Source organism: Streptomyces sp. WAC 01529 (assembly GCF_003945545.1).
In the GTDB taxonomy this organism is placed as follows: domain Bacteria; phylum Actinomycetota; class Actinomycetes; order Streptomycetales; family Streptomycetaceae; genus Streptomyces; species Streptomyces anatolicus.
This window is the reverse complement of record NZ_CP029617.1, coordinates 2,857,246-2,879,292: the sequence shown is the minus strand read 5'-3', so window position 1 is coordinate 2,879,292 and position 22,047 is coordinate 2,857,246. Positions and strand designations below refer to the sequence as shown.

Sequence of the window (22,047 nt, the reverse complement as noted above, 5' to 3'; positions counted from 1 at the left end):
AATGGTCGACCCCGAGTGCACTCTCCAGGGCCAAATGGGGGATGGTAGAGACAGTCAGGGCACCTCGAAGAAGAGGCACAACGTCGGTGAGGGATGACGTGAGCGACAACTCTGTAGTACTGCGGTACGGCGATGGCGAGTACACCTACCCGGTGATCGATTCGACCGTCGGCGACAAGGGCTTCGACATCGGGAAGCTCCGCACCCAGACCGGTCTTGTGACCCTGGACAGCGGCTATGGCAACACCGCCGCCTATAAATCCGCCATCACCTATCTCGACGGCGAGCAGGGCATCCTGCGGTACCGCGGCTACCCGATCGAGCAGCTGGCCGAGCGCTCCACCTTCACCGAGGTGGCGTACCTGCTGATCAACGGCGAGCTGCCGAAGGTCGACGAGCTGGCGAGCTTCAAGAACGAGATCACGCAGCACACCCTGCTGCACGAGGACGTCAAGCGGTTCTACGACGGCTTCCCGCGTGACGCCCACCCGATGGCGATGCTGTCGTCCGTGGTGAGCGCGCTGTCGACGTTCTACCAGGACAGCCACAACCCCTTCGACGAGAAGCAGCGTCACCTCTCGACGATCCGCCTTCTCGCCAAGCTTCCGACGATCGCCGCCTACGCGTACAAGAAGTCGCAGGGCCACCCGGTCGTCTACCCGCGCAACGACCTCGGCTACGTCGAGAACTTCCTGCGCATGACGTTCTCCGTGCCCGCCGCCGAGTACGAGCTGGACCCGGTCGTCGTCGCCGCGCTCGACAAGCTCCTGATCCTGCACGCGGACCACGAGCAGAACTGCTCGACCTCCACCGTGCGTCTGGTCGGCTCCTCGCAGGCGAACATGTTCGCCTCGATCTCGGCCGGCATCTCGGCCCTGTGGGGCCCGCTGCACGGCGGCGCCAACCAGTCGGTCCTGGAGATGCTGGAAGGCATCCAGGCCTCCGGCGGCGACGTCGACTCCTTCATCCGCAAGGTGAAGAACAAGGAAGACGGCGTGAAGCTCATGGGCTTCGGGCACCGCGTCTACAAGAACTTCGACCCCCGGGCGAAGATCATCAAGGCGGCGGCGCACGATGTCCTCTCGGCGCTCGGCAAGTCCGACGAGCTGCTGGACATCGCGCTGAAGCTGGAGGAGCACGCGCTGGCCGACGACTACTTCGTCGAGCGCAAGCTCTACCCGAACGTGGACTTCTACACGGGTCTGATCTACCGGGCCATGGGCTTCCCGACCGAGATGTTCACGGTGCTGTTCGCGCTGGGGCGTCTTCCGGGGTGGATCGCCCAGTGGCACGAGATGATCAAGGAGCCGGGTTCGCGTATCGGTCGGCCTCGGCAGATTTACACCGGTGAGGTTCTTCGGGACTTCGTCCCGGTTGAGGGTCGCTGATCTTTTCTTCGGGAACTGCGGGCCGCATGTGGCTGGTCGCGCAGTTCCCCGCGCCCCTTCGGGGCGCTCCTAAAGCGAGAAGCGCCCCGCCGTCGATCCCCCCACGGGTCGACGGTCGGGGCGCTTCCCTTTTTCCCGGTGCGGATTCCCCCCACGGGATCCGGCCGGGCGTCTGTGGTTGCCCTGCGCTCTGCCGGGACGCGTACGTACGGGAGGGCCGCTCAAAGCTCCCCGGTGCACGTGCCCCGGCAACGCAATTCCAGGGAGCATCCCCCAAGATGTCCCCTGATGTCAGATGACGTCCCCCAAGACATCTACTGGCATCGTCCCATTAGACTCGCGACCCCCCTAGATGGTTACGTTCGGATCACTGTGATCTGCGTCTCTTGCATATGTCTCGTACATGCGCAAGAGCCCCCATATGGGGATCTCGCGAGGCGCGTGAGGATGCTGGGACGGACATGTGAAGGGCTTATGTGAACGTCCGCAGCCGCAGGCTGTTCGTGACCACGAACACCGACGAGAACGCCATCGCGGCTCCCGCGATCATCGGGTTCAGGAGGCCGGCCGCGGCGAGCGGCAGCGCGGCGACGTTGTAGCCGAAGGCCCAGAAGAGGTTGCCCTTGATGGTGGCGAGGGTCTTCCGGGAGAGCCTGATGGCGTCGGCCGCCACCCGCAAGTCCCCGCGCACCAGCGTCAGATCGCTCGCCTCGATCGCCGCGTCCGTGCCCGTGCCCATCGCGAGGCCCAGATCGGCGGTGGCGAGGGCCGCCGCGTCGTTCACGCCGTCCCCGACCATCGCCACGACCCGGCCCTCCTCCCGCAACCGCCGTACGACGTCGGCCTTCTCCTGTGGAAGGACCTCCGCGTACACGGCGTCCGGGGCGATCCCCACCGCCCGCGCGACCGCGTCGGCCACGGCCTTGTTGTCGCCGGTGAGCAGCATCGGCGTCAGGCCGAGCGCACGCAGCTCCTGCACCGCCTGCGGGCTGGTCTCCTTGACGGCGTCGGCGACCGTCAGCACGCCGCGCGCGGCGCCGTCCCAGGCGACAAGGACGGCGGTACGCCCCCCGGCCTCCGCCTCGCTCCGGGGCGCGGTCAGCGCGTCCAGGCCCGTGACGCCCGCGTCCGCGAGGAGCCGCTCGCGTCCCACGAGCACCTCGTGCCCCTCCACTGTGCCGCGCACCCCGGACCCGGCGACGTTCTCGAACCGCTCCGGGGTCGCCAACTCCCCGACGGAGACGCCCAGACGGTCGGCGGCGCCCGCCGCGAGGGCCCGGGCCACGGGGTGCTCGGAGGCGTGCTCCAGGGCGCCCACGAGACGCAGCAACTGCTTCTCGTCCGTGTGCCCGACGGCGTACACGTCCGCCATCTCCATACGGCCCGTCGTCACCGTCCCCGTCTTGTCCAGGACGACCGTGTCGACGCGGCGCGTGGACTCCAGGACCTCGGGGCCCTTGATGAGGATGCCGAGCTGGGCGCCACGTCCCGTGCCGACCATCAGGGCGGTGGGCGTGGCGAGGCCGAGCGCGCACGGGCAGGCGATGATCAGGACGGCGACGGCGGCGGTGAACGCGGCGGTCGCGTCGCCCGTGGCGCCGAGCCAGCCGCCGAGCGTGCCTGCCGCGATGAGCAGGACCACCGGCACGAAGACCCCGGCGATCCGGTCGGCCAGGCGCTGCACCTGGGCCTTGCCGGTCTGCGCGTCCTCCACGAGGCGGGCCATGCGGGCCAGTTGGGTGTCGGCGCCGACGCGGGTCGCCCGTACGACGAGGCGTCCCGAGTCGTTCACGGTCGCCCCGGTGACGGCGTCGCCCACGCCCACGTCGACCGGCACGGACTCACCGGTCAGCATCGAGGCGTCGACCGCGGACGCCCCCTCGACGACGGTGCCGTCGGTCGCGACGGTCTCTCCGGGGCGAACGAGGAAACGGTCGCCGACGGCGAGCCGCCCGACCGGGATCCGCTCCTCCCTGCCCTCGCGCAGGACGGTGACGTCCTTGGCGCCGAGTTCGAGCAGGGCGCGCAGGGCGGCACCGGCCCGCCGCTTGGAGCGGGCCTCCAGCCAGCGGCCGAGCAGGATGAACGTGATGACACCGGAGGCGACTTCGAGGTAGATCGTCGAGGCACCGGAGCCGGGGGAGGCGGTGAAGTCGAAGCCGTGCCGCATGCCGGGCATTCCGGCGTCCCCGAAGAAGAGCGCCCACAGCGACCAGCCGAACGCGGCGAGCGTGCCGACCGAGACGAGCGTGTCCATGGTCGCGGCGCCGTGCCGGAGATTGGTGGACGCCGCCCGGTGGAAGGGCAGGCCGCCCCAGACGACGACGGGCGCGGCGAGGGTCAGCGAGAGCCACTGCCAGTTGTCGAACTGGAGGGCGGGGACCATCGCGAGCAGCACGACGGGCAGGGACAGGACGGCGGAGACGGTCAGGCGCCGGCGCAGGATGTCGGGCTCGGTGATGTCCGCGGTGGTCGGGGCCGGGGCGTCGCCCGCCTCGGGCTCCGGTGGGGGCGGGACGATCTCCTCGGCCGTGTAGCCCAGCTTCTCGACGAGGGCGATCAGCTGGGCGACCTCGACCCCGTCGGCGTAGGTGACCTTCGCCTTCTCCGTGGCGAGGTTGACCGAGGCGGCGGTCACGCCCGCCACGCGGTTCAGCTTCCTCTCGATGCGGGAGGAGCAGGAGGCGCAGGTCATCCCGCCGACGGCGAGTTCGACCTGGGAGCCCCCGGAGCCCCCGGAGGCATCGGAGACAGCGGAGGCGCCAGGGGCCGCGGAGACTTCGGAGACTTCCGTCATGACTCTTTCGTACACCTCTGGGCTGCTGATACGACGGCGGGCCCCGTGGTGTCGGCGCCGACACCACGGGGCCCGGGGTACCGGCGGGGTGCCGGTCAGGCCTTGGCGCCGACGAGTTCGTAGCCCGCCTCGTCGACCGCGGCGCGCACCGCGGCCTCGTCCAGCGGGGCCTCGGAGACGACGGTGACCTGGCCGGTGGAGGCGACGGCCTTGACGGAGGTGACGCCCGCGATCTCCGAGATCTCGGCGGAGACGGCGCCCTCGCAGTGACCGCAGGTCATCCCCGTCACCTCGTACACCGTGGTGACGGCGCCCTGCGGGGTCTCGGCGGAGCCGGAGTGGCAGGAACCGCTGGGGGAGCAGCAGGAGCCGGTCGTCTCGGACGCGGCCTGGGGCAGCTCGGTCTGGGCGCTCATGTCGTTCTCCTCGGGAGGGCGTGTGTACGTGTGCGACGTAACGTGCGGGAGGGGGTCCCGGAGTCCCCTGGACCCCCTGACACTCACAACACTATACCCCTAGGGGGTATTTCACAACGCGACCCGGTGGCGGCCCGGGCGCGCTCGCGCGGCGTCAGCCTCTGCGTCCGCGGTTGCCGGGACGGGCCGCCACCCAGGCGCGGATCGTGTCCGCGTACCAGTAGGGCTTGCCGCTCTCCACGTGGTCGGGGTCGGGCAGGAGTCCGTGCTTGCGGTAGGAGCGCACGGTGTCGGGCTGCACCCGGATGTGCGCGGCGATCTCTTTGTACGACCAGAGCCTGCGGTCGGTCATCGTGGCACCTCCCTGCGTGTGCCCAGGGCGGCCGGAGAGGCCGACGGGGGAACTGGGCACGACGCGCGGCGATCACTCAGCCTGTGCCCGGTGAACGACGCAGAGTGACCACTGGGGCCCGGCTGTGGACCGGCTGTGACGTAAGGGCCGCGTACGTGAGACATGTGTGACAGGAAAAGAGTGTTTGTGACGAAAGTGACATACGCGGGCGGCGCTTTCGCTCTGGTCGGGGGTGAGCTAGGCCCCGCAGGAGCGGAGGTAGGTGCGGGTGCGGTGGGCGATCGGGAGGGGCTTGTCCGGGGGGCAGGGGTACATGTCCTGCTCGACGATCGCGAAGAGGTCGACGCCCAGGTTCTGGGCCGCGGCGAGGACGGGCTCCAGGGCGGGCACCCCGGCGGGCGGCTCGCACATCACGCCGCGCGCCACGGCGGGCCCGAACGGCACCTCCTCCGCGCGCACCGCGGCGAGGATCTCCGGGTCGACCTGCTTGAGGTGGAGATAGCCGATGCGTTCGCCGTACGTCTCGATGAGCTTGACGCTGTCCCCGCCGCAGTAGGCGTAGTGGCCGGTGTCCAGGCAGAGCGAGACGAGGCCGGGGTCGGTGGCGTCGAGGAAGCGGGTGACGTTCTCCTCGGTGTCGATGTGCGTGTCCGCGTGCGGGTGGACGACGACCTGGAGCCCGTACCGCTCCCGGACCTCATGGGCCAGACGCTCGGTCTGGGTGGTCAGTTCACGCCATTGCGCGGGCGTCAGGACGCGGTCCTCCAGGACCTCGCCCGTCTTGTCGTCGCGCCAGAAGGAGGGGATGACGACGAGGTGCCCGGCCCCCATCGCCTGGGCGAGCGCGGCGTTGTCGGCGACGTGCGCCCAGGTCTTCTCCCAGACGGCGGGGCCGTGGTGCAGCCCCGTGAAGACCGTGCCCGCGGAGACCTTGAGCCCGCGGCGGGCCGTCTCGGCCGCCAGTACCGCGGGGTCGGTGGGCAGATAGCCGTAGGGACCCAGCTCGATCCACTCGTAACCGGACTCGGCGACCTCGTCGAGGAAGCGGCGCCAGGGGACCTGCTGGGGGTCCTCGGGAAACCACACGCCCCATGAGTCGGGCGCCGAACCGATCCGGATGCGAGACAGCGTCGTCATGCCGGTCAGCCTCCAGGCCGCCTCGGAGAGGTGTCAAGGAGTGGTCCGAATGTAAGGACAAAATGTTGACAGGGTTCCGGGGACGGGATTAGACCTGGGGGCACACGATCGACGGCCGAAGGGGCGTGCAGGGTGACCGATGCGTACGACGTCATCACCATGGGCCGGATCGGGGTCGACCTCTATCCGCTGCAGAGCGGGGTGCCTCTCGACGAGGTCACTTCGTTCGGGAAGTTCCTCGGCGGCTCCGCCAGCAACGTCGCGGTCGCCGCGGCGCGCCTCGGGCGCCGCGTCGCGCTTGTCACCCGCACCGGCGAGGACCCCTTCGGGAGGTATCTGCACCGGGCGCTGCGGGAGTTCGGCGTCGACGACCGCTGGGTGAGCGCCGTCGCGGGGCTGCCGACGCCGGTGACGTTCTGCGAGGTCTTCCCGCCGGACGACTTCCCGCTGTACTTCTACCGGCTGCCCAAGGCCCCCGATCTGGAGATCCACGAGGAGGAGCTGGACCTGGGCGCCATCGCGGCGGCGCGGATCTTCTGGATGACGGGGACGGGGCTGTGCGCGGAGCCGAGCCGGTCGGCGACGCTGGCGGCGTTGGCCTCGCGGCCGACGGGGGCGGGATACACGGTGTTCGACCTGGACTGGCGGCCGATGTTCTGGGCGGACCCGGATGAGGCGCGGCCCCACTACGCCGCCGCACTGGCCCATGCCACGGTCGCCGTCGGCAATCTCGACGAGGTCGAGATCGCCACGGGGGAGCGTGAACCCCTCGCGGCGGCGCGGGCGTTGCTCGACGCCGGGGTCGAACTCGCCGTCGTCAAGCAGGGGCCCGAAGGGGTGCTCGCCATGAACCGGGCGGGGGAGGTGGTGCGGGTGCCGCCGCTGCCGGTGACCGTTCTCAACGGGCTCGGTGCGGGGGACGCGTTCGGCGGGGCCCTGTGCCATGGGCTGCTCGCGGGCTGGGAGTTGGAGAGGGTGCTGCGGTACGCCAATGCGGCGGGGGCGATCGTCGCTTCGCGACTGGAGTGCAGTTCCGCTATGCCGTTTGCTGGCGAGGTCGCCTCAGCTGTTGAAGCGGGGGCTGTGTTGTGAGCCCGGGCTCTGCGCGCCGTTCACGGGGCTCCGCCCCGGACCCCGCTCCTCAAACGCCGGAGGGGCTGGAATTTTCCGCGCGTCCGCCGGAGGGACTGGAGTTTCCGCCGGAGGGGCTGGAATTCGCTGACCTCACCCGTATCCGGGCCCACCGACCCGAAGCCATCCTCGAAGCCGCCTCCCGGCGGCCCCGGCGACGGCTCCTCGCCGACGGTCGGCGGTTGTTGATCGTTGCCGCCGATCACCCCGCCCGGGGGGCCCTCGGCGTCGGGGGCGATCCGTTCGCCATGGCCAACCGGCGTGACCTCCTCGAACGGCTCTGCCTCGCGCTGTCGCGGCCCGGCGTCGACGGCGTCCTCGCCAGTGCCGACGTCCTCGACGACCTGCTGCTCCTCGGCGCCCTCGACGGCAAGGTCGTCATGGGGTCGATGAACCGCGGCGGCCTCGCGGGCGCCGCGTTCGAACTGGACGACCGGTTCACCGGGTACCGGCCCGAGGACCTCGAACGGCTCGGCTTCGACGCGGGCAAGCTGCTGCTGCGCGTCGACTACGCCGACCCCGGGTCGCTGACCACGCTGCACTCCGCCGCCCGCGTCGTCGACGCCATGGCCGAGCGCGGGCTGCCGGTCTTCATCGAGCCGTTCCTCACCCGCCGCACACACCGCGACGGCACGGGGCCGCCCCGCAACGACCTGAGCGCCGAGGCCGTCACCCGGTCCATCGCCATCGCCTCCGGTCTCGCCGGAACCTCCGCCTACACCTGGCTGAAGGTCCCCGTCACCGAGAACCCCGACGACATGGCCCGCGTCATGGAGACCTCGACGCTGCCCGCCGTGCTGCTCGGCGGCGACATCGGGGACGATCAGGACGCCGCGTACGAGAAGTGGCGCGGCGCCCTGCGGCTGCCCACCGTGCAGGGTCTCGTCGTCGGCAGGGCGCTGCTCTATCCGCCCGACGGGGATGTGGCGGGGGCGGTCGACACCGCCGTAGGACTGCTGTAGCGGGGGCGGACAGGCTGAGGAGGCCCACATGACGTACGTACCGAAAGGCAGTGCGGCCCATGGACCGTACGCCGTCGACATCGATCCGAAACGGGCAGGCTGGGTCCACTCCGCGCTGCGCGTCGTCGAGCTGGGACCCGGTGAGAACCACTCCTTCGCCACCGGGGAGAGTGAATGGATCGTGCTCCCGCTGACCGGCGGCTGTACGGTGCACACGGAAGACGGGACCATCGAACTCCTGGGCAGGGAGGGCGTGTTCAGCGGAGTCTCCGATTTCGCTTACGTGCCCCGTGACGCCCGAATCCAGATCGCCTCCGGCGCGGGAGGCCGCTTCGCCCTGGCAGGAGCGAAGTGCGAGCGTCGACTCCCCGCCCGCTACGGCCCCGCGCCGGAGGTACCCGTCGAGAGCCGCGGCAGCGGCAGCTGCGCCCGCGAGGTGCGCAACTTCGCCTCCGCGGACGCCTTCGACTGCGACCGCCTCATCGCCGTCGAGGTGATCACGCCCGGCGGCAACTGGTCGTCGTATCCGCCGCACAAGCACGACGAGCACCGCCCGGGCGTCGAGGCCGAGCTGGAGGAGATCTACTACTTCGAGATCGAGGCGCCCGGCGGGCGTGAAGGCTTCGGCTACCAGCGGGTCTTCCCCTCCCGCGCGGGTGGTACCGATCTCCTCGCCGAGGTCCGCACCGGTGACGCCGTGCTCGTGCCCGACGGCTGGCACGGCCCGTCCGTCGCCCAGCCGGGGCACGCGATGTACTACCTGAACGTCATGGCGGGACCCGGCGAGGAGCGGGAGTGGCGGATCTGCTTCCACCCCGACCACACGGAGGGATATCGATGACGCGGACCCAGTCGGGCGCCGTGCGGCTCACCACCGCGCAGGCGCTCGTACGCTTCCTGAGCCGGCAGTTCACCGAGCGGGACGGCGAGCGGCGGCGGCTGATCGGCGCGACCTGGGGGATCTTCGGGCACGGCAACGTGGCCGGGATCGGGCAGGCGCTCGTCGAGTACGCCGACGACATGCCCTTCCACCAGGGGCGCAACGAACAGGCCATGGTGCACGCCGCCGTCGGGTACGCCCGGCAGTCCGGGCGCCTGTCCACCCACGCCGTCACCACCTCCATCGGCCCCGGCGCCACCAACCTCGTCACCGGCGCCGCCCTCGCCACCGTCAACCGCCTGCCCGTCCTGCTCCTGCCCGGCGACACCTTCGCGGCCCGCCCCGCCGACCCCGTGCTCCAGCAGCTCGAAGTGGCGTACGCGGGCGATGTCTCCGTCAACGACTGCCTGCGGCCCGTCTCGAAGTACTTCGACCGCGTGACCCGGCCGGAAGCGCTCATTCCGGCCGCTCTCGCCGCGATGCGGGTGCTCACCGACCCCGCGGAGACCGGTGCCGTCACCCTCGCCCTGCCGCAGGACGTGCAGGCCGAGGCGTACGACTGGCCCGAGGAGTTCTTCGCCGAGCGGGTGTGGGCCGTGCGCAGGCCGGCACCGGACCCGCGGGAGCTCGCCGCCGCGGCGGACGCGGTGCGCGCGGCCCGGCGGCCCCTGGTCATCGCGGGCGGCGGCGTGCACCACAGCGCGGCCGAGGACGCCCTGCGGGAGTTCGCCGACGCCACCGGCATCCCCGTCGCCTCCACCCAGGCCGGCAAGGGCTCCCTGCGCTTCGACCACCCGGCGGACGTCGGCGGCATCGGCCACACGGGCACGGCGACGGCGAACGAACTGGCCCGCGCCGCCGACCTGGTGATCGGCGTCGGCACCCGCTACAGCGACTTCACCACGGCCTCCGGCACCCTCTTCGAGCGGCCGGGGGTGCGCTTCCTCAACCTCAACGTGGCCCCGTTCGACGGCCACAAGATGGCGGGCGCCACCCTGATCGCCGACGCGCGCGCCGGACTCGACGCCCTCGCGGGGGAGTTGCGCGGCCACCGCGTCGCGGCCGACTACACCGCCGAGTACACGGGCGACAAGGCCCGCTGGGAGCAGCGCGTCGACGCCGCGTACCACGCGGACGAGCCGGACGTGCGGCCCACCCAGGCCCAAGTGGTCGGCGCCCTGGACGAGTTGGTGGACGACGACGACATCGTCATCAACGCCGCCGGGTCGCTCCCCGGCGACCTGCACAAGCTGTGGCGGGCCCGCTCGCCGCGGCAGTACCACGTCGAGTACGGCTACTCCTGCATGGGATACGAGATCCCGGCGGCCATCGGTGTCGCGCTCGCCGCGCCCGAGCGGCCGGTGTGGGCGCTGGTCGGCGACGGGACGTATCTGATGAATCCCACCGAGATCGTCACGGCGGTCCAGGAGAACGTGCCGATCAAGCTCGTCATCCTCCAGAACCACGGGTACGCCTCCATCGGCGGGCTCTCCCAGGCCGTGGGCGGCGAGCGGTTCGGCACGGACTACCGCTTCCGCGCGCCGGACGGGACGTACAGCGCGGGCCCGCTGCCCGTGGATCTCGCGGCCAACGCGGCCTCGCTCGGGATGCGGGTGCTGCGCGCCAAAACCGTGCGTGACCTGCGCGGGGCGCTGACGGAGGCGCGTGCCGCGGACCGCCCCACATGTGTCTATGTGGAGACGGAAACGGCAGACACAGTGTCGGGGCCGCCCCCGGCGCAGGCGTGGTGGGATGTGCCCGTGGCCGAGACGGCGAACCGGGTGTCCGCGGTCAAGGCCAGGGAAGAGTACGACCGGCACGTCGCTGCCCGACGCCGCCACCTGTGAGAGTAGGGATGCTTGTCATGACGAAGACGGTCAATCACTGGATCGGCGGGAAGGCCGTCGAGGGCGCGTCCGGCAACTACGGCCCGGTCACCGACCCGGCGACCGGCGTCGTCACGACGCGGGTCGCGTTCGCGTCCGTCGACGAGGTGGACGCCGCCGTCGCCGCCGCCCGCGAGGCCTTCGCGACCTGGGGCACCTCCTCGCTCGCCAAGCGCACGGCGATCCTCTTCAAGTTCCGCGCGCTGCTCGACGCCAACCGCGACGCGATCGCCGAGCTGATCGTCGCCGAGCACGGCAAGGTGCACTCCGACGCGCTCGGCGAGGTCGCCCGCGGCCTGGAGATCGTCGACCTGGCCTGCGGCATCACCGTGCAGCTCAAGGGCGAGCTGTCGACGGAGGTGGCGAGCCGCGTGGACGTGTCGTCCATCCGCCAGCCGCTCGGCGTCGTCGCGGGCATCACCCCGTTCAACTTCCCGGCGATGGTGCCGATGTGGATGTTCCCGCTGGCCATCGCCTGCGGCAACACCTTCGTCCTGAAGCCCTCGGAGAAGGACCCGTCCGCGTCGATGAAGATCGCGGAGCTGCTCGCCGAGGCCGGTCTGCCCGACGGCGTCTTCAACGTCCTGCACGGCGACAAGGTGGCCGTGGACCGCCTCCTCGAACACCCGGACGTGGCGGCCGTCTCCTTCGTGGGCTCCACGCCCATCGCCCGCCACATCCACACCACCGCCTCCGCCCACGGCAAGCGCGTGCAGGCGCTCGGCGGCGCCAAGAACCACATGCTGGTCCTGCCGGACGCCGATCTGGACGCGGCCGCCGACGCCGCCGTCTCCGCGGCCTACGGCTCCGCCGGCGAGCGCTGCATGGCCATCTCGGCCGTCGTCGCGGTCGGCTCCATCGCCGACGAGCTGGTGGGCAAGATCAAGGAGCGCGCCGAGAAGATCAAGATCGGCCCGGGCAACGACCCGGCGTCCGAGATGGGCCCGCTCATCACCGCCGCCCACCGCGACAAGGTCGCCTCGTACGTCACGGGCGCCGCGGCCGAGGGCTGCGAGGTCGTCCTCGACGGCACCGGCTACACGGTCGAGGGCCACGAGAACGGCCACTGGATCGGCCTTTCGCTGCTCGACCGCGTCCCGACGACCGCCAAGGCCTACCGGGACGAGATCTTCGGCCCGGTCCTGTGCGTGCTGCGCGTGGACACCTACGAGGAGGGCGTGGCGCTCATGAACGCCTCGCCGTTCGGCAACGGCACCGCGATCTTCACCCGCGACGGCGGCGCGGCCCGCCGCTTCCAGCTGGAGATCGAGGCGGGCATGGTCGGTGTGAACGTGCCGATCCCGGTGCCGGTGGGCTATCACTCCTTCGGTGGCTGGAAGGACTCGCTCTTCGGCGACCACCACATCTACGGCAACGACGGCACGCACTTCTACACGCGCGGCAAGGTCGTCACCACGCGCTGGCCCGACCCGTCGGACGCGCCGGCCGGGGTCGACCTGGGGTTCCCGCGCAACCACTGAGTCACCACGCGTGACAGCGCGTGCATCAGGGCCGTCCGGAATTCGGACGGTCCTGATTCTTTTTTGACGCCGCTCTTGCGGTTCCCGTGCACAGGGTGCAATTCGGGCAGTGAAAGCGACCGTGTTCATACGCCTGCAATACGAAGGTCATCTCTGGCGTCGGCATGTTCATTGCGCCCCGAGGAGGCAAACTCTTGTGAAAGCGAGGCGACTTGGGAGGTGGGGGCGCTGCGGATTCCGTAGGTAAATGACCGTTGACGTTCCGGTTAGCGCCGGGGTGAGATGACGCGCCGGGAGCCACTGAAAGACAGCTCGACAGCCTTCGGAGGCGATAGGGCTCCCCAGCAGACCCCCCGCAGAACCTGCCGCACGAGTCGATCGGAACCGCGCTGTATGACCGATACGCTTCGCCCGCTCACGTCCGCCCCCGCCGAGACCTCCGAGGCGCCCCTCGCGCCCCTGGCCGTGCCGGGCGACACCCAGAAGCTCAAGCGCTCCATCGGCGTCGTGGGAGGCACCCTCCTCACGCTCTCCTGCGTGACGCCCGCCTCCACGCTCTTCGTGGTCGTCCCCGACCTCTTCTCCTCGCTCGGCACCGCCACCGCGCTCACCATCGCGATCGGCTCGCTGCTCTGCGTGGGCGTCGCGTTCTGCTACTCGGAGCTGGGCACCCTCATCCCCAGCGCGGGCGGTGAGTACGCGATGGTCTCCACCATGGCGGGGCGCCTGGCGGGCTGGCTGGTCTTCGTGCTCTCGCTGCTCGTCGTGATGATCGTGCCGCCCGTCATCGCCATGGGCACGGCGGACTACCTGGCACCGGTCATCCATCTCGACCCGTCCTACGCGGGCGCCGGCGTCATGATCTGCGCCACCCTCGCGGGCCTGCTCGACCTGCGCGCCAACGCGTGGATCACCGGCATCTTCCTGGTACTCGAGGTCGTCGCGGCGGGCGTCGTCGCCGTCCTCGGCTTCGCCCACGCCGAGCGCGGCCCGGGCAGTCTCGTGGACCTCTCGGTGGCCGGTTCCGGCCCCGGTGGCGTCGACACCGTCACCGCCATGCTGATCGTCTCCGGCCTCGCGATCGCCCTCTTCGTCACGCAGGGCTTCTCCACGGCCGTCTACCTCTCCGAGGAGCTGGAGAACCCGCGCCGCAACGTCGCGCGGACCGTCCTCGCCACCCTCGGCATCTCCGCCGTGATCATCCTGGTGCCGGTCATCGCGATCACCATGGGCGCGGAGAGCCTCACCGCCCTGACCCAGGGCGACATCAGCGCCATGGTGACGGCCTGGTCGAACTCGGCGGTCGGCACGTTCGTCAGCCTCTGCGTGGCCCTCGCCATCATCAACGCGGGCATCGTCATGGTCATCCAGAACTCCCGCGTCCTGTTCGCCTCCGCGCGGGACAAGGCGTGGCCCACGCCGGTCAACAAGGCCCTCTCCAAGCTCGGCGCGTCCGGCGCCCCCTGGATCGCCACGCTCCTCGTCGGCGTCCCCGGCGCGCTCCTGTGCTTCGTCAACCTGGACACGCTGTACGGGGTGACCGGCGTCTCCGTGACCGGCATGTACCTCCTGGTCGCGGTCGCCGCGCTGCTCGCCCGGCGGGGCTCGCACGGGCACAGCGCGGCCTGGCGGATGCCGCTGTGGCCGGCCGTGCCCGTGGTGCTGATCGCCGTACTCGCGTACGTGCTGAGCCAGCAGGAGGCGGAGTACCTCGTGTGGACCGGCGGGATCGTGGTCGTGGCGACGCTGTACTGGGCGCTGTACCTGCGGCCGCGACGCGACACGCGGTGGCTGGTGAGCGTCCCGGAGGACGGGGAGGAATCCCTCAGGCCCTCCGGCGTCTGAGCCTTCCTAGGTCCCCGGGAGGCGGCGGGAAAGGAGCCCCTCAGGCCCTGATCCGCCGCTCCACCTCCGCCCAGTCCTCCGGATCCAGCTCCGCCGAGCCCTCGGCGGAGAGCAGGTCGCGGTCCTTGAACCCGCTGGACGTGGACACGCACACCACGGGCCCGTCCAGCGCCGCGTCCCCGCGCCGGCGGAACCCCGCGAGGCCCGCGGCGGCCGACAGCTCCGCCCAGAGCCCCGCCCGCGCCAGCTCCGCCCTCGCCGCCTCCATCTCCGCGTCGGAGACGAGCAGCGCCCCGCCCCCGCTCTCCCGCACGGCGACGACCCCGCGGTAGCCGCCGACCGCCGAGCTGATCGCGTACGCCGCGGTCGCACCGACCGGGACCCGCGTCGCCGGGACCCCGTCCCGCAGCGCCGCGGCCAGCGGGCCCCCCGTCGAGGGCTCGCAGGAGAACATGCGGGGCACCCGGTCGGCGAGGCCGAGGGCGACCAGTTCCGCGAAGCCCTTCCAGACGCCGAAGAGCAGTTCGCCGTAGCCGGTGGGCAGGAACACCGCCCCGGGGACGCCGAGTTCGGTGTAGATCTCGTAGGCGAGGGTCTTGTAGCCCTCGGGCCCGAACGCGTGCCCGGTGTGCGTGGGCGTCACATTGCTGACGGGGTGGTAGCCGAACCGCTCCACGATCCGCCGCAGCAGCGGCCACCGCGCGCTCTCGGGCACCGGCAGCACCACGGCCCCGTACGCCCGCAGGAACGCGTCGACCGCGGGCGGCGTCCCCGCCGAGCCGATCACCACGCAGCGCAGGCCCGCCCGCGCCGCGTACGCCGCCGCGGAGGCGCCGTGGTTACCGGACGAGGCGACCACGATGCCCTCCGCGCCCGCGCCGACCGCCGCGCTGACCGTGACGCGGTTGATGCGGTCCTTGTGGCTCCACGTGGGGTTGCGGGACTCGTCCTTGATCCACAGCCCCTCGCCGAGCGGCACCAGCGGCGTGCCGCCCTCGCCGAGGCCGGGGGCGTGCAGTGGCGGCAGGAGCGGGGCCCAGCGTTCGTGGCCGCGCGGCTGCCCGGGTGCCGCGGTGAAGAGACCGGTGGGGACCTTGTCGTACGCGTAGTCGACCTCGACGGGGTACGACACGCTCTCGGTGCTGGTCACCGGGCAGCCCGCGGTGAGCGGCGGCCACAGGGGGAAACGGACGGACGGGTCCCCGAGCGAGCGCTGGCCGGTGGCGAGAGAGGCCCCGGAGATGGGGGGTGTGGCCTGAGATGTCATAGGTGCAGCCTAGGTTCACCCCTGACGCGGTGTGCCTCGGCTAGCCGAACTCCCACCCGACCGACGCGAACCGCCCCTCGTCCTTGCCGCCCGCGCCCCGGTACGTCGCGAGCGCCGCCTCGTTGTCCGTGTCCACGCCGACCCACATGCCGTGACAGCCCCGCTCCCGCGCGAGCGCGGCCAGCGCCTGGACCAGCGCGCGGCCCGCCCCGCGGCGGCGGAAGCGCTCGTCCACGCCGAGTTCGTAGAGGAACATCTCCGCGCCCTTGTCGGGGTGGACCGTCTCGACGCCGCTGATGAAGCCGATGGGGGCGCCGCCGTCCTGCCCGTACGCGAGCAGGAGGTGGTGGCCGGGGGTGTCCAGGAAGCGGCGGGCCGCCTCGGGGCGGACGGGGCCGTCGAAGAGGTGCCCGGCGGCGGCCACCTCGGCGACGGTCGTCGCGGGCCGGATCTCCGCCGGGGGCCTGCTCTCAGCCGGGGGCCTGTTCTCTGACGCGGGCCTGTTCTCCATGCGTACCACGATCGCGGTACGCGGGGCGCGGAGTCTACTCCCCGGGGATGCGGGACAGTTCAGACCGGCGGCTGCCACGGTTGTCGGTGGCCGCCCGTACGGTGGACGCATGGATCTACGACTGCCCAGGCCCAGGCTTCCCGGACCGCGCGGGCCACGACGGCTGCTCGCCGCGGCGGCCGCCGTCGTGGTGCTCGCGGGTGCGGGCACCTGGACGGCGGTCGCCGCCGACGACAGCCCCTCCGTGCACCGCGCCGACGGCACGCTCGACGCCGACGGCGCGAAGATCGACACCTCGTACTTCACCGCGGGGGACCCCGCCGCCAAGCGCCCCGCCGTCCTCATCGGCCACGGCTTCGGCGGCAGCAAGGCGGACGTGCGCGAGCAGGCCGAGGAGCTGGCGGCGGACGGCTATGCCGTGCTGACCTGGTCCGCGCGCGGCTTCGGGAAGTCCACCGGCAAGATCGGTCTCAACGACCCCAAGGCAGAGGTCGCCGACGTCTCCAAGCTGATCGACTGGCTGGCCGAGCGGCCCGAGGTGCGGCTCGACAAGGACGGCGACCCGCGCGTGGGCGTCACCGGGGCGTCGTACGGCGGGGCGGTGTCGCTGCTCGCCGCGGGGTACGACCGGCGGGTCGACGCGATCGCCCCGCAGATCACCTACTGGAACCTCGCGGACGCGCTCTTCCCCGACGGCGTCTTCAAGAAGCTGTGGACCGGCTCGTTCATCAACACCGGCGGCGGCTGCGAGAAGTTCGAGAAGCAGCTGTGCGCCATGTACAACCGGGTCGCGGTCGCCGGAGAGCCCGATGCGAAGGCGCGCGAGCTGCTCGCGGCGCGCAGCCCCGCGGCCGTCGGCGACCGCATCGACGTGCCGACGTACCTCGCGCAGGGCCAGACCGACTCGCTCTTCCCGCTCGGCCAGGGCGACGCCATCGCCCGCGCGGTCCGTGCCAACGGCGCGCCCGTCACCGTCGACTGGATCGCGGGCGGCCACGACGGCGGCGAGCGTGAGGCCGAGCGCGGGCGTGTCGAGAAGCGCGTCGGCGCCTGGTTCGACCGCTATCTGAAGGGCGACAAGAGCGCCGACACCGGCCCCGCGTTCCGCGTCACCCGCACCGGAGGCATCGACTCCACCGACGGCGCCGCCCAACTGCGGGGCGCGAGCGGCGACACCTACCCCGGCCTGGAGAGCGGCCGGCGCGCGGTCCCGCTCACCGGCCGCGAGCAGACCTTCGACAACCCCGCGGGCGCCAGCCCGCCCGCCGTCTCCACCCTCCCCGGCCTCGGCGGCAGGGGCCTCTCCCGGCTCTCCTCCCTCGGCGTCGGCGTCTCCCTTGACATCCCCGGGCAGCACGCCAAGTTCGATTCGAAGCCGCTCGGCGAGGACCTGCGGATCACCGGGGCGCCGACGGTCCTGGCCCATGTGAAGTCCTCCCGCGACGACGCGGTGCTCTTCACGAAGGTGTACGACGTCAGTCCCGACGGGAAGCAGCAGGTCCTGCCCTCCCAACTGGTCGCGCCGGTAAGGGTCGAGGGCGCCAAGGAGGGCAAGGACGTCGAGCTGCGCCTGCCCGCCGTCGACCACGAGGTGCAGAAGGGCCACCGCCTGCGCCTCGTGATCGCCTCCACCGACCTCGGGTACGCCTCACCGGTAGAGCCCGCCGAGTACACCGTCTCGCTCAAGAGCGACCTGAAGGTGCCGACCGCCCCCGGCGTGCGGACCGCCGCCGCGCCCCTGCCCTCCTGGGTGTGGTGGCTGCCGGTCGCCGGTGCCGTCGTCGCGCTCGGCCTGCTCCTCACCGGCCGCCGCCGCACGTCGGCGCCCGCACCCGACCCCGCCCTCGCCGAAGTGCCGCTCCAGATCACGGACTTGAGCAAGCGGTACGCCAAGTCCAGCGACCGGTACGCGGTCCGTGACGTCTCCTTCCGCGTCGAGAAGGGCCAGGTGCTCGGCCTCCTGGGGCCGAACGGCGCGGGCAAGACGACGACCCTGCGCATGCTGATGGGCCTGATCCGGCCCGACGCGGGCGAGATCCGCGTCTTCGGCCAGGCGATCGTGCCGGGCGCGCCCGTCCTCTCCCGGGTCGGCGCGTTCGTCGAGGGCGCCGGTTTCCTGCCGCACCTCAGCGGCCGGGAGAACCTGGAGCTGTACTGGAAGGCGACCGGCCGCCCCGCCGACGACGCCCACATGGACGAGGCACTGGAGATCGCCGGGCTCGGCGACGCCCTGGCCCGGTCCGTGCGGACGTACTCGCAGGGCATGCGCCAGCGCCTGGCCATCGCCCAGGCCATGCTCGGCCTGCCGGACCTGCTGATCCTCGACGAGCCGACGAACGGCCTCGACCCGCCGCAGATCCGCGAGATGCGAGAGGTCATGATCCGCTACGCGCGCGGCGGGCGCACGGTCATCGTCTCCAGCCACCTCCTCGCCGAGGTCGAGCAGTCCTGCACGCACCTGGTCGTCATGGACCGCGGCCGCCTCGTCCAGGCCGGGCCGGTCGCCGAGATCATCGGCTCCGGGGACACGCTCCTCGTCGGGCTCGCGGCGGCCGTCTCGGACCCGCTGCTCGACAAGATCGCCGCGCTGCCCGGCGTCGCCTCCGCGGTCCGCGTCGACGACGGCCTCCTGATCCGCCTGGACGGCACGGAGAGCGCGAGCGGCGCCCGGCTCCTGCCCGAACTGGTGCGCCTGGACGTGCCCGTGGAGTCGATGGGCCCGCACCGCCGCCTCGAAGACGCGTTCCTCACCCTGATCGGAGGCACCGCATGAGCGCCCCCACCCTGGAGCGCCCCACGGCGCCCGGCTACCGCGCCGGACACACGCTGCCGCTGCGGGTCGAGGCGGTCCGCCAGCTGAAGCGGCGCCGCACGCTCGTGATGGGCGGCATCATGGCGCTGCTGCCCCTCGTCCTCGTCACCGCGTTCGCCGTCGCCGGTTCGCCGGGCGGGCGCAGCGCCGAGGTGACCCTGATGGATACGGCCACGGCGTCCGCGGCGAACTTCGCGGCGACCTGCCTGTTCGTGTCGGCGGGCTTCCTCCTCGTCATCCCCGTCGCGCTCTTCTGCGGGGACACGGTCGCCTCCGAGGCGAGCTGGTCGTCACTGCGCTATCTGCTTGCGGCTCCCGTGCCGCGGGCCCGCCTGCTCTGGTCCAAGCTCGCCGTGGCGCTCGGCCTCAGCGCCGCCGCCATGGTGCTGCTCCCGCTGGTCGCGCTCGCGGTCGGCACGGTGGCGTACGGCTGGGGGCCGCTGGAGATCCCCACCGGCGGCGTGCTGCCCGCGGGCACGGCGGCGCGCCGCCTGCTGATCGCCGTCGCGTACGTCTTCGTCTCCCAGCTGGTCACCGCGGGCCTCGCGTTCTGGCTGTCGACGAAGACCGACGCGCCGCTCGGCGCGGTCGGCGGCGCGGTCGGCCTCACCATCGTCGGCAACGTCCTGGACGCGGTCACCGCGCTCGGTCACTGGCGCGACTTCCTCCCCGCGCACTGGCAGTTCGCCTGGGCGGACCTCATCCAGCCGCGCCCCGAGTGGGGCGGCATGATCCAGGGGGCGGCGGTCTCGCTGACGTACGCGCTGGTGCTTTTCGCGCTGGCGTTCCGGGGCTTCGCGCGCAAGGACGTGGTGAGCTGAGGGGCTGGGGCTGAGGGGCGCCTTCAGCCCGGCGAGGGCCTCAGCCGTGGCGCGGCCTTCAGCCATGGCGCGGGCCTCAGCCGTGGCGCGGGCCGAGCACGCAGAACTCGTTGCCCTCCGGGTCGAGCAGTACGACCCACGGTTCGTCGCCGCTCTGGCCGACGTCGGCGTGCCGGGCCCCGTGGGCCAGGAGGCGGGCGACCTCGGCGTCCCGGTCGTCCGGGCGGAAGTCCAGGTGGACGCGGTTCTTCACCTCGGTCTTCTTCTCCGGCGACCGCCCGAAGAGCAGGCTCGGAAGGCGGCCCGGCTCCGGCCTGATCTCATACTCGTCGTCGGAGCTCTCGACCACCGTCCAGCCGAGGGCCTCGGCCCACCAGCGCCCCAGCGCCTCGGGGTCCGTCGCGTCGATGACAACCTGCTCCCATTCCAAGGTCATTCCGCGAGCGTAGCGCTCGGTGACCGCGCTCCGCCGTCACCGGCGCCGCCGGCCCCCGCTATCCGCACAACTCCCGCTCCGCCCGCACCGGATCATTGGGGAACCGGAACGCGGTCAGCTCCACGGCCCCCGTCAGATTCCGCCAGAACCGCCCGGCCGTCATCGGCGCCCGCGTGGCCGCCCGCAGCTCGGCGAACGGCTCGCAGCGCAGGGCGCGGCGGGCGGCGTCGACGCGGGCGGGGTCGAGCCCCCGGGGCAGGCCGTCGGCGACACCGCGCTCGGCGACGATCCACTCGTCCGGGAGCCGTTTGTCGTGGCCCACCCGACCGTTGAAGCCCTCCGAGTGCGCCGCCAGCGGATAGGCGAGCCCGATCGGGTCCAGGGCCGCCCCGGAGAGCGGGATGACGGAACCGCTGAAGCCCAGCGTGTTGTAGATCCCCGTCACGCCGGGCCGGGCCGCGGGCACCGGGGTGTGGGCGAGGAGCAGCGTGGGCGCGCCCGCGCGCACCCGCTTCCGTACGAGAGCGGCGTAGGCCCTGTTGCCCGGCTGCCCCGCGAAGTCGTGGTGCAGGGGGTGGGGGGCGGCGTTCTGCTGTACGTAGACCCCCCGTTCGTCGGCGACACCGGCCGGCCCGATCCGCCCCTCGTACGGCACCCGCAGCACCGCCGCGCACGCCACCGCCCACACCGCGACCCCGGCGGCGACGATCGTCCACGCGCGCGTGACGGGCACCAGGAAGACGGGCAGCAGCATCAGCAGCAGCCCCGGCAGGAACATCCGCCCGTGCATGAAGTCGCCGCCCACCTTGATGACGTAGAGCCAGCACAGGGCGCCCGCGAGCACGGGGGCCGCCACGGGAGCGATCGCGGACGCGGCCCCGGTGCCGCGCCCTCGCCCCCACCCCCGCACGGGGCCGGAGGCGAGGACCGCCGCGACGGTCATCAGGAGCGGGAGCCACAGCACGTACGGCCCCGCGAAGTCCCAGAGGTAGTCGGCCCCCCGCCCCCACAGGCTCCGCGAGGCCTCCTTGGTGACGCCGGGCAGCGGCATCAGATGCCCGTAGTAGCCCATGCGGAAGATCTCGTACGAGAGGGGGAGCGCCCCGGCGGCACCGGCGCCCGCGAGGGCCCCGCGCCACGAGGGGCGCGCCACGATCCACTGGGCGGCCAGGAAGACCGCCGACACCAGCGCCAGGTCCGGCCGCACGAGGGGGCCGAGGCCGAGCACCGCGCAGGTCACCAGGGTGCGGGGCCGGGCGACGAGCGCAAGCCAGGCGCCCGCGATCCAGCAGGTGGCGAGCCCGGTCTCCAGGCCGGACGTGGCGAAGTCCCAGACGGGCGGCAGCGCGAGCAGCACCAGGGCACCGCAGGGCAGCAGGAAGGCACCCTCGCCGTGCGCTCGGCCGCTCCCGCCGTGCAGGCGGAGCGCCGCGAGCCCGGCGAGCGCGAAACCGGCCGCGGTCAGGAGCAGCCCGCCGTACATCGCCGCCGTGGCGATGTCCGCGCCCGGCGCACCGGCCGCCACGAGCAGCCACTGCCACAGGGTCCCGGTGGACGACTCGGCGCGCTCCCCGGGGTTGAAGACGGGCCCGTTGCCCGCGAGGACCTGGCGGACCGTCCGCACGTAGATGTGCCCGTCGTCGGACATCCACCGCCGCTGGAAACCGGCGACGGCGATGACCAGGGCGGGCAGGAGGGCGAGCCCCAGGCGGGCGCGGGTCCGCCAGGGCCCTGGGGGTGCGTCGACCGTGGGGCGGGGTTCCGCCTTTCGGACACCAGGGGAGTACGTAGATGTCATGGGCCCTACATCGGTCCGGCCCGCGCTCGCCTTGAGCCGCCCAGGCGTCGCCCCCGCGAGAACCGGGGGGATTGTCTTTTCCTTACGCGCGAGTAAGTTGCCCCGAAACCGAAGCCGGGGAGCCGTC

Annotated in this window: 17 protein-coding genes; 9 read left to right on the top strand and 8 right to left on the bottom strand. The window is 72.1% G+C overall.

Annotation, left to right across the window (positions count from 1 at the left end; all coding sequences use genetic code 11):
- Positions 1-98: 98 nt before the first annotated feature.
- On the top strand, positions 99-1,388 hold the full coding sequence (locus DMA15_RS12905; protein ID WP_125512911.1) for a citrate synthase: 1,290 nt from the start codon (positions 99-101) through the stop codon (positions 1,386-1,388).
- Between the two features lie 472 nt (positions 1,389-1,860).
- Here DMA15_RS12905 and DMA15_RS12900 read toward each other — a convergent pair whose 3' ends face one another.
- The 4 genes from DMA15_RS12900 to DMA15_RS12885 form a co-directional block, all read right to left on the bottom strand.
- Complete coding sequence (locus DMA15_RS12900) at positions 1,861-4,185, bottom strand: heavy metal translocating P-type ATPase (RefSeq protein WP_125512910.1); 2,325 nt, start codon at positions 4,183-4,185, stop codon at positions 1,861-1,863.
- 95 nt (positions 4,186-4,280) lie between these two features.
- On the bottom strand, positions 4,281-4,601 hold the full coding sequence (locus DMA15_RS12895; RefSeq protein WP_125512909.1) for a heavy-metal-associated domain-containing protein: 321 nt from the start codon (positions 4,599-4,601) through the stop codon (positions 4,281-4,283).
- A 154-nt stretch (positions 4,602-4,755) separates the two neighbouring features.
- The gene (locus DMA15_RS12890) at positions 4,756-4,953 is read right to left on the bottom strand and encodes a MarR family transcriptional regulator (protein ID WP_125512908.1); all 198 of its coding nucleotides are present in this window, start codon (positions 4,951-4,953) and stop codon (positions 4,756-4,758) included.
- Positions 4,954-5,190: 237 nt separating this feature from the next.
- Positions 5,191-6,090: a sugar phosphate isomerase/epimerase gene (locus DMA15_RS12885; protein WP_125512907.1), complete on the bottom strand. Its 900-nt coding sequence runs from the start codon at positions 6,088-6,090 to the stop codon at positions 5,191-5,193.
- A 159-nt stretch (positions 6,091-6,249) separates the two neighbouring features.
- On the opposite strand from DMA15_RS12885, the gene iolC reads away from it, so the two are divergent.
- The 6 genes from iolC to DMA15_RS12855 all read left to right on the top strand — a co-directional run bounded on the left by iolC (position 6,250) and on the right by DMA15_RS12855 (position 14,275).
- Entirely contained in the window at positions 6,250-7,182 is a 933-nt protein-coding gene (iolC, locus tag DMA15_RS12880; protein WP_125517692.1) for a 5-dehydro-2-deoxygluconokinase, read from the top strand.
- Positions 7,183-7,298: 116 nt separating this feature from the next.
- Entirely contained in the window at positions 7,299-8,183 is an 885-nt protein-coding gene (locus DMA15_RS12875; protein WP_125517694.1) for a deoxyribose-phosphate aldolase, read from the top strand.
- A gap of 28 nt (positions 8,184-8,211) precedes the next feature.
- On the top strand, positions 8,212-9,024 hold the full coding sequence (gene iolB, locus DMA15_RS12870) for a 5-deoxy-glucuronate isomerase (protein ID WP_125512906.1): 813 nt from the start codon (positions 8,212-8,214) through the stop codon (positions 9,022-9,024).
- Complete coding sequence (gene iolD, locus DMA15_RS12865) at positions 9,021-10,910, top strand: 3D-(3,5/4)-trihydroxycyclohexane-1,2-dione acylhydrolase (decyclizing) (RefSeq protein WP_125512905.1); 1,890 nt, start codon at positions 9,021-9,023, stop codon at positions 10,908-10,910. Before iolB ends, iolD begins: the two co-directional genes overlap by 4 nt.
- A 17-nt stretch (positions 10,911-10,927) precedes the next feature.
- Entirely contained in the window at positions 10,928-12,430 is a 1,503-nt protein-coding gene (mmsA, locus tag DMA15_RS12860) for a CoA-acylating methylmalonate-semialdehyde dehydrogenase (RefSeq protein ID WP_125512904.1), read from the top strand.
- Positions 12,431-12,823: 393 nt separating this feature from the next.
- On the top strand, positions 12,824-14,275 hold the full coding sequence (locus DMA15_RS12855; RefSeq protein ID WP_125512903.1) for an APC family permease: 1,452 nt from the start codon (positions 12,824-12,826) through the stop codon (positions 14,273-14,275).
- Between the two features lie 40 nt (positions 14,276-14,315).
- Here DMA15_RS12855 and DMA15_RS12850 read toward each other — a convergent pair whose 3' ends face one another.
- Together DMA15_RS12850 and DMA15_RS12845 are read right to left on the bottom strand one after the other, a co-directional pair.
- A complete protein-coding gene (locus DMA15_RS12850; protein WP_125512902.1) occupies positions 14,316-15,542 on the bottom strand; it encodes a pyridoxal-phosphate dependent enzyme in 1,227 nt (408 codons plus the stop codon).
- Positions 15,543-15,582: 40 nt separating this feature from the next.
- Positions 15,583-16,053: a GNAT family N-acetyltransferase gene (locus DMA15_RS12845; RefSeq protein WP_125512901.1), complete on the bottom strand. Its 471-nt coding sequence runs from the start codon at positions 16,051-16,053 to the stop codon at positions 15,583-15,585.
- Between the two features lie 109 nt (positions 16,054-16,162).
- Here DMA15_RS12845 and DMA15_RS12840 point away from each other — a divergent pair, with 109 nt between their 5' ends.
- Positions 16,163-18,826: an alpha/beta fold hydrolase gene (locus DMA15_RS12840; RefSeq protein ID WP_164551748.1), complete on the top strand. Its 2,664-nt coding sequence runs from the start codon at positions 16,163-16,165 to the stop codon at positions 18,824-18,826.
- Positions 18,823-19,686 (top strand): ABC transporter permease, encoded by an 864-nt coding sequence (locus DMA15_RS12835; RefSeq protein ID WP_125512900.1) that lies wholly within the window; start codon positions 18,823-18,825, stop codon positions 19,684-19,686. Before DMA15_RS12840 ends, DMA15_RS12835 begins: the two co-directional genes overlap by 4 nt.
- Before the next feature lie 76 nt (positions 19,687-19,762).
- On the opposite strand, the gene DMA15_RS12830 is transcribed toward DMA15_RS12835, so the two are convergent.
- Positions 19,763-20,122, bottom strand: a complete 360-nt coding sequence (locus tag DMA15_RS12830; protein ID WP_125512899.1) for a VOC family protein — start codon at positions 20,120-20,122, stop codon at positions 19,763-19,765.
- 58 nt (positions 20,123-20,180) lie between these two features.
- Positions 20,181-21,920, bottom strand: a complete 1,740-nt coding sequence (locus DMA15_RS12825) for a hypothetical protein (RefSeq protein ID WP_125512898.1) — start codon at positions 21,918-21,920, stop codon at positions 20,181-20,183.
- Between the last annotated feature and the right edge of the window lie 127 nt (positions 21,921-22,047).

What these genes read in the sequence shown, in the direction of transcription:
- DMA15_RS12855 (WP_125512903.1), top strand. Translation starts at nt 12,824, where the DNA reads ATGACCGATACGCTTCGCCCGCTCACGTCCGCCCCCGCCGAGACCTCC.
- DMA15_RS12900 (WP_125512910.1), bottom strand. Translation starts at nt 4,185, where the DNA reads ATGACGGAAGTCTCCGAAGTCTCCGCGGCCCCTGGCGCCTCCGCTGTC.
- mmsA (WP_125512904.1), top strand. Translation starts at nt 10,928, where the DNA reads ATGACGAAGACGGTCAATCACTGGATCGGCGGGAAGGCCGTCGAGGGC.
- DMA15_RS12830 (WP_125512899.1), bottom strand. Translation starts at nt 20,122, where the DNA reads ATGACCTTGGAATGGGAGCAGGTTGTCATCGACGCGACGGACCCCGAG.
- DMA15_RS12850 (WP_125512902.1), bottom strand. Translation starts at nt 15,542, where the DNA reads ATGACATCTCAGGCCACACCCCCCATCTCCGGGGCCTCTCTCGCCACC.
- DMA15_RS12885 (WP_125512907.1), bottom strand. Translation starts at nt 6,090, where the DNA reads ATGACGACGCTGTCTCGCATCCGGATCGGTTCGGCGCCCGACTCATGG.
- iolD (WP_125512905.1), top strand. Translation starts at nt 9,021, where the DNA reads ATGACGCGGACCCAGTCGGGCGCCGTGCGGCTCACCACCGCGCAGGCG.
- DMA15_RS12890 (WP_125512908.1), bottom strand. Translation starts at nt 4,953, where the DNA reads ATGACCGACCGCAGGCTCTGGTCGTACAAAGAGATCGCCGCGCACATC.
- DMA15_RS12845 (WP_125512901.1), bottom strand. Translation starts at nt 16,053, where the DNA reads ATGGAGAACAGGCCCGCGTCAGAGAACAGGCCCCCGGCTGAGAGCAGG.
- DMA15_RS12835 (WP_125512900.1), top strand. Translation starts at nt 18,823, where the DNA reads ATGAGCGCCCCCACCCTGGAGCGCCCCACGGCGCCCGGCTACCGCGCC.
- iolC (WP_125517692.1), top strand. Translation starts at nt 6,250, where the DNA reads ATGGGCCGGATCGGGGTCGACCTCTATCCGCTGCAGAGCGGGGTGCCT.
- iolB (WP_125512906.1), top strand. Translation starts at nt 8,212, where the DNA reads ATGACGTACGTACCGAAAGGCAGTGCGGCCCATGGACCGTACGCCGTC.
- DMA15_RS12840 (WP_164551748.1), top strand. Translation starts at nt 16,163, where the DNA reads ATGGATCTACGACTGCCCAGGCCCAGGCTTCCCGGACCGCGCGGGCCA.
- DMA15_RS12895 (WP_125512909.1), bottom strand. Translation starts at nt 4,601, where the DNA reads ATGAGCGCCCAGACCGAGCTGCCCCAGGCCGCGTCCGAGACGACCGGC.
- DMA15_RS12825 (WP_125512898.1), bottom strand. Translation starts at nt 21,920, where the DNA reads ATGACATCTACGTACTCCCCTGGTGTCCGAAAGGCGGAACCCCGCCCC.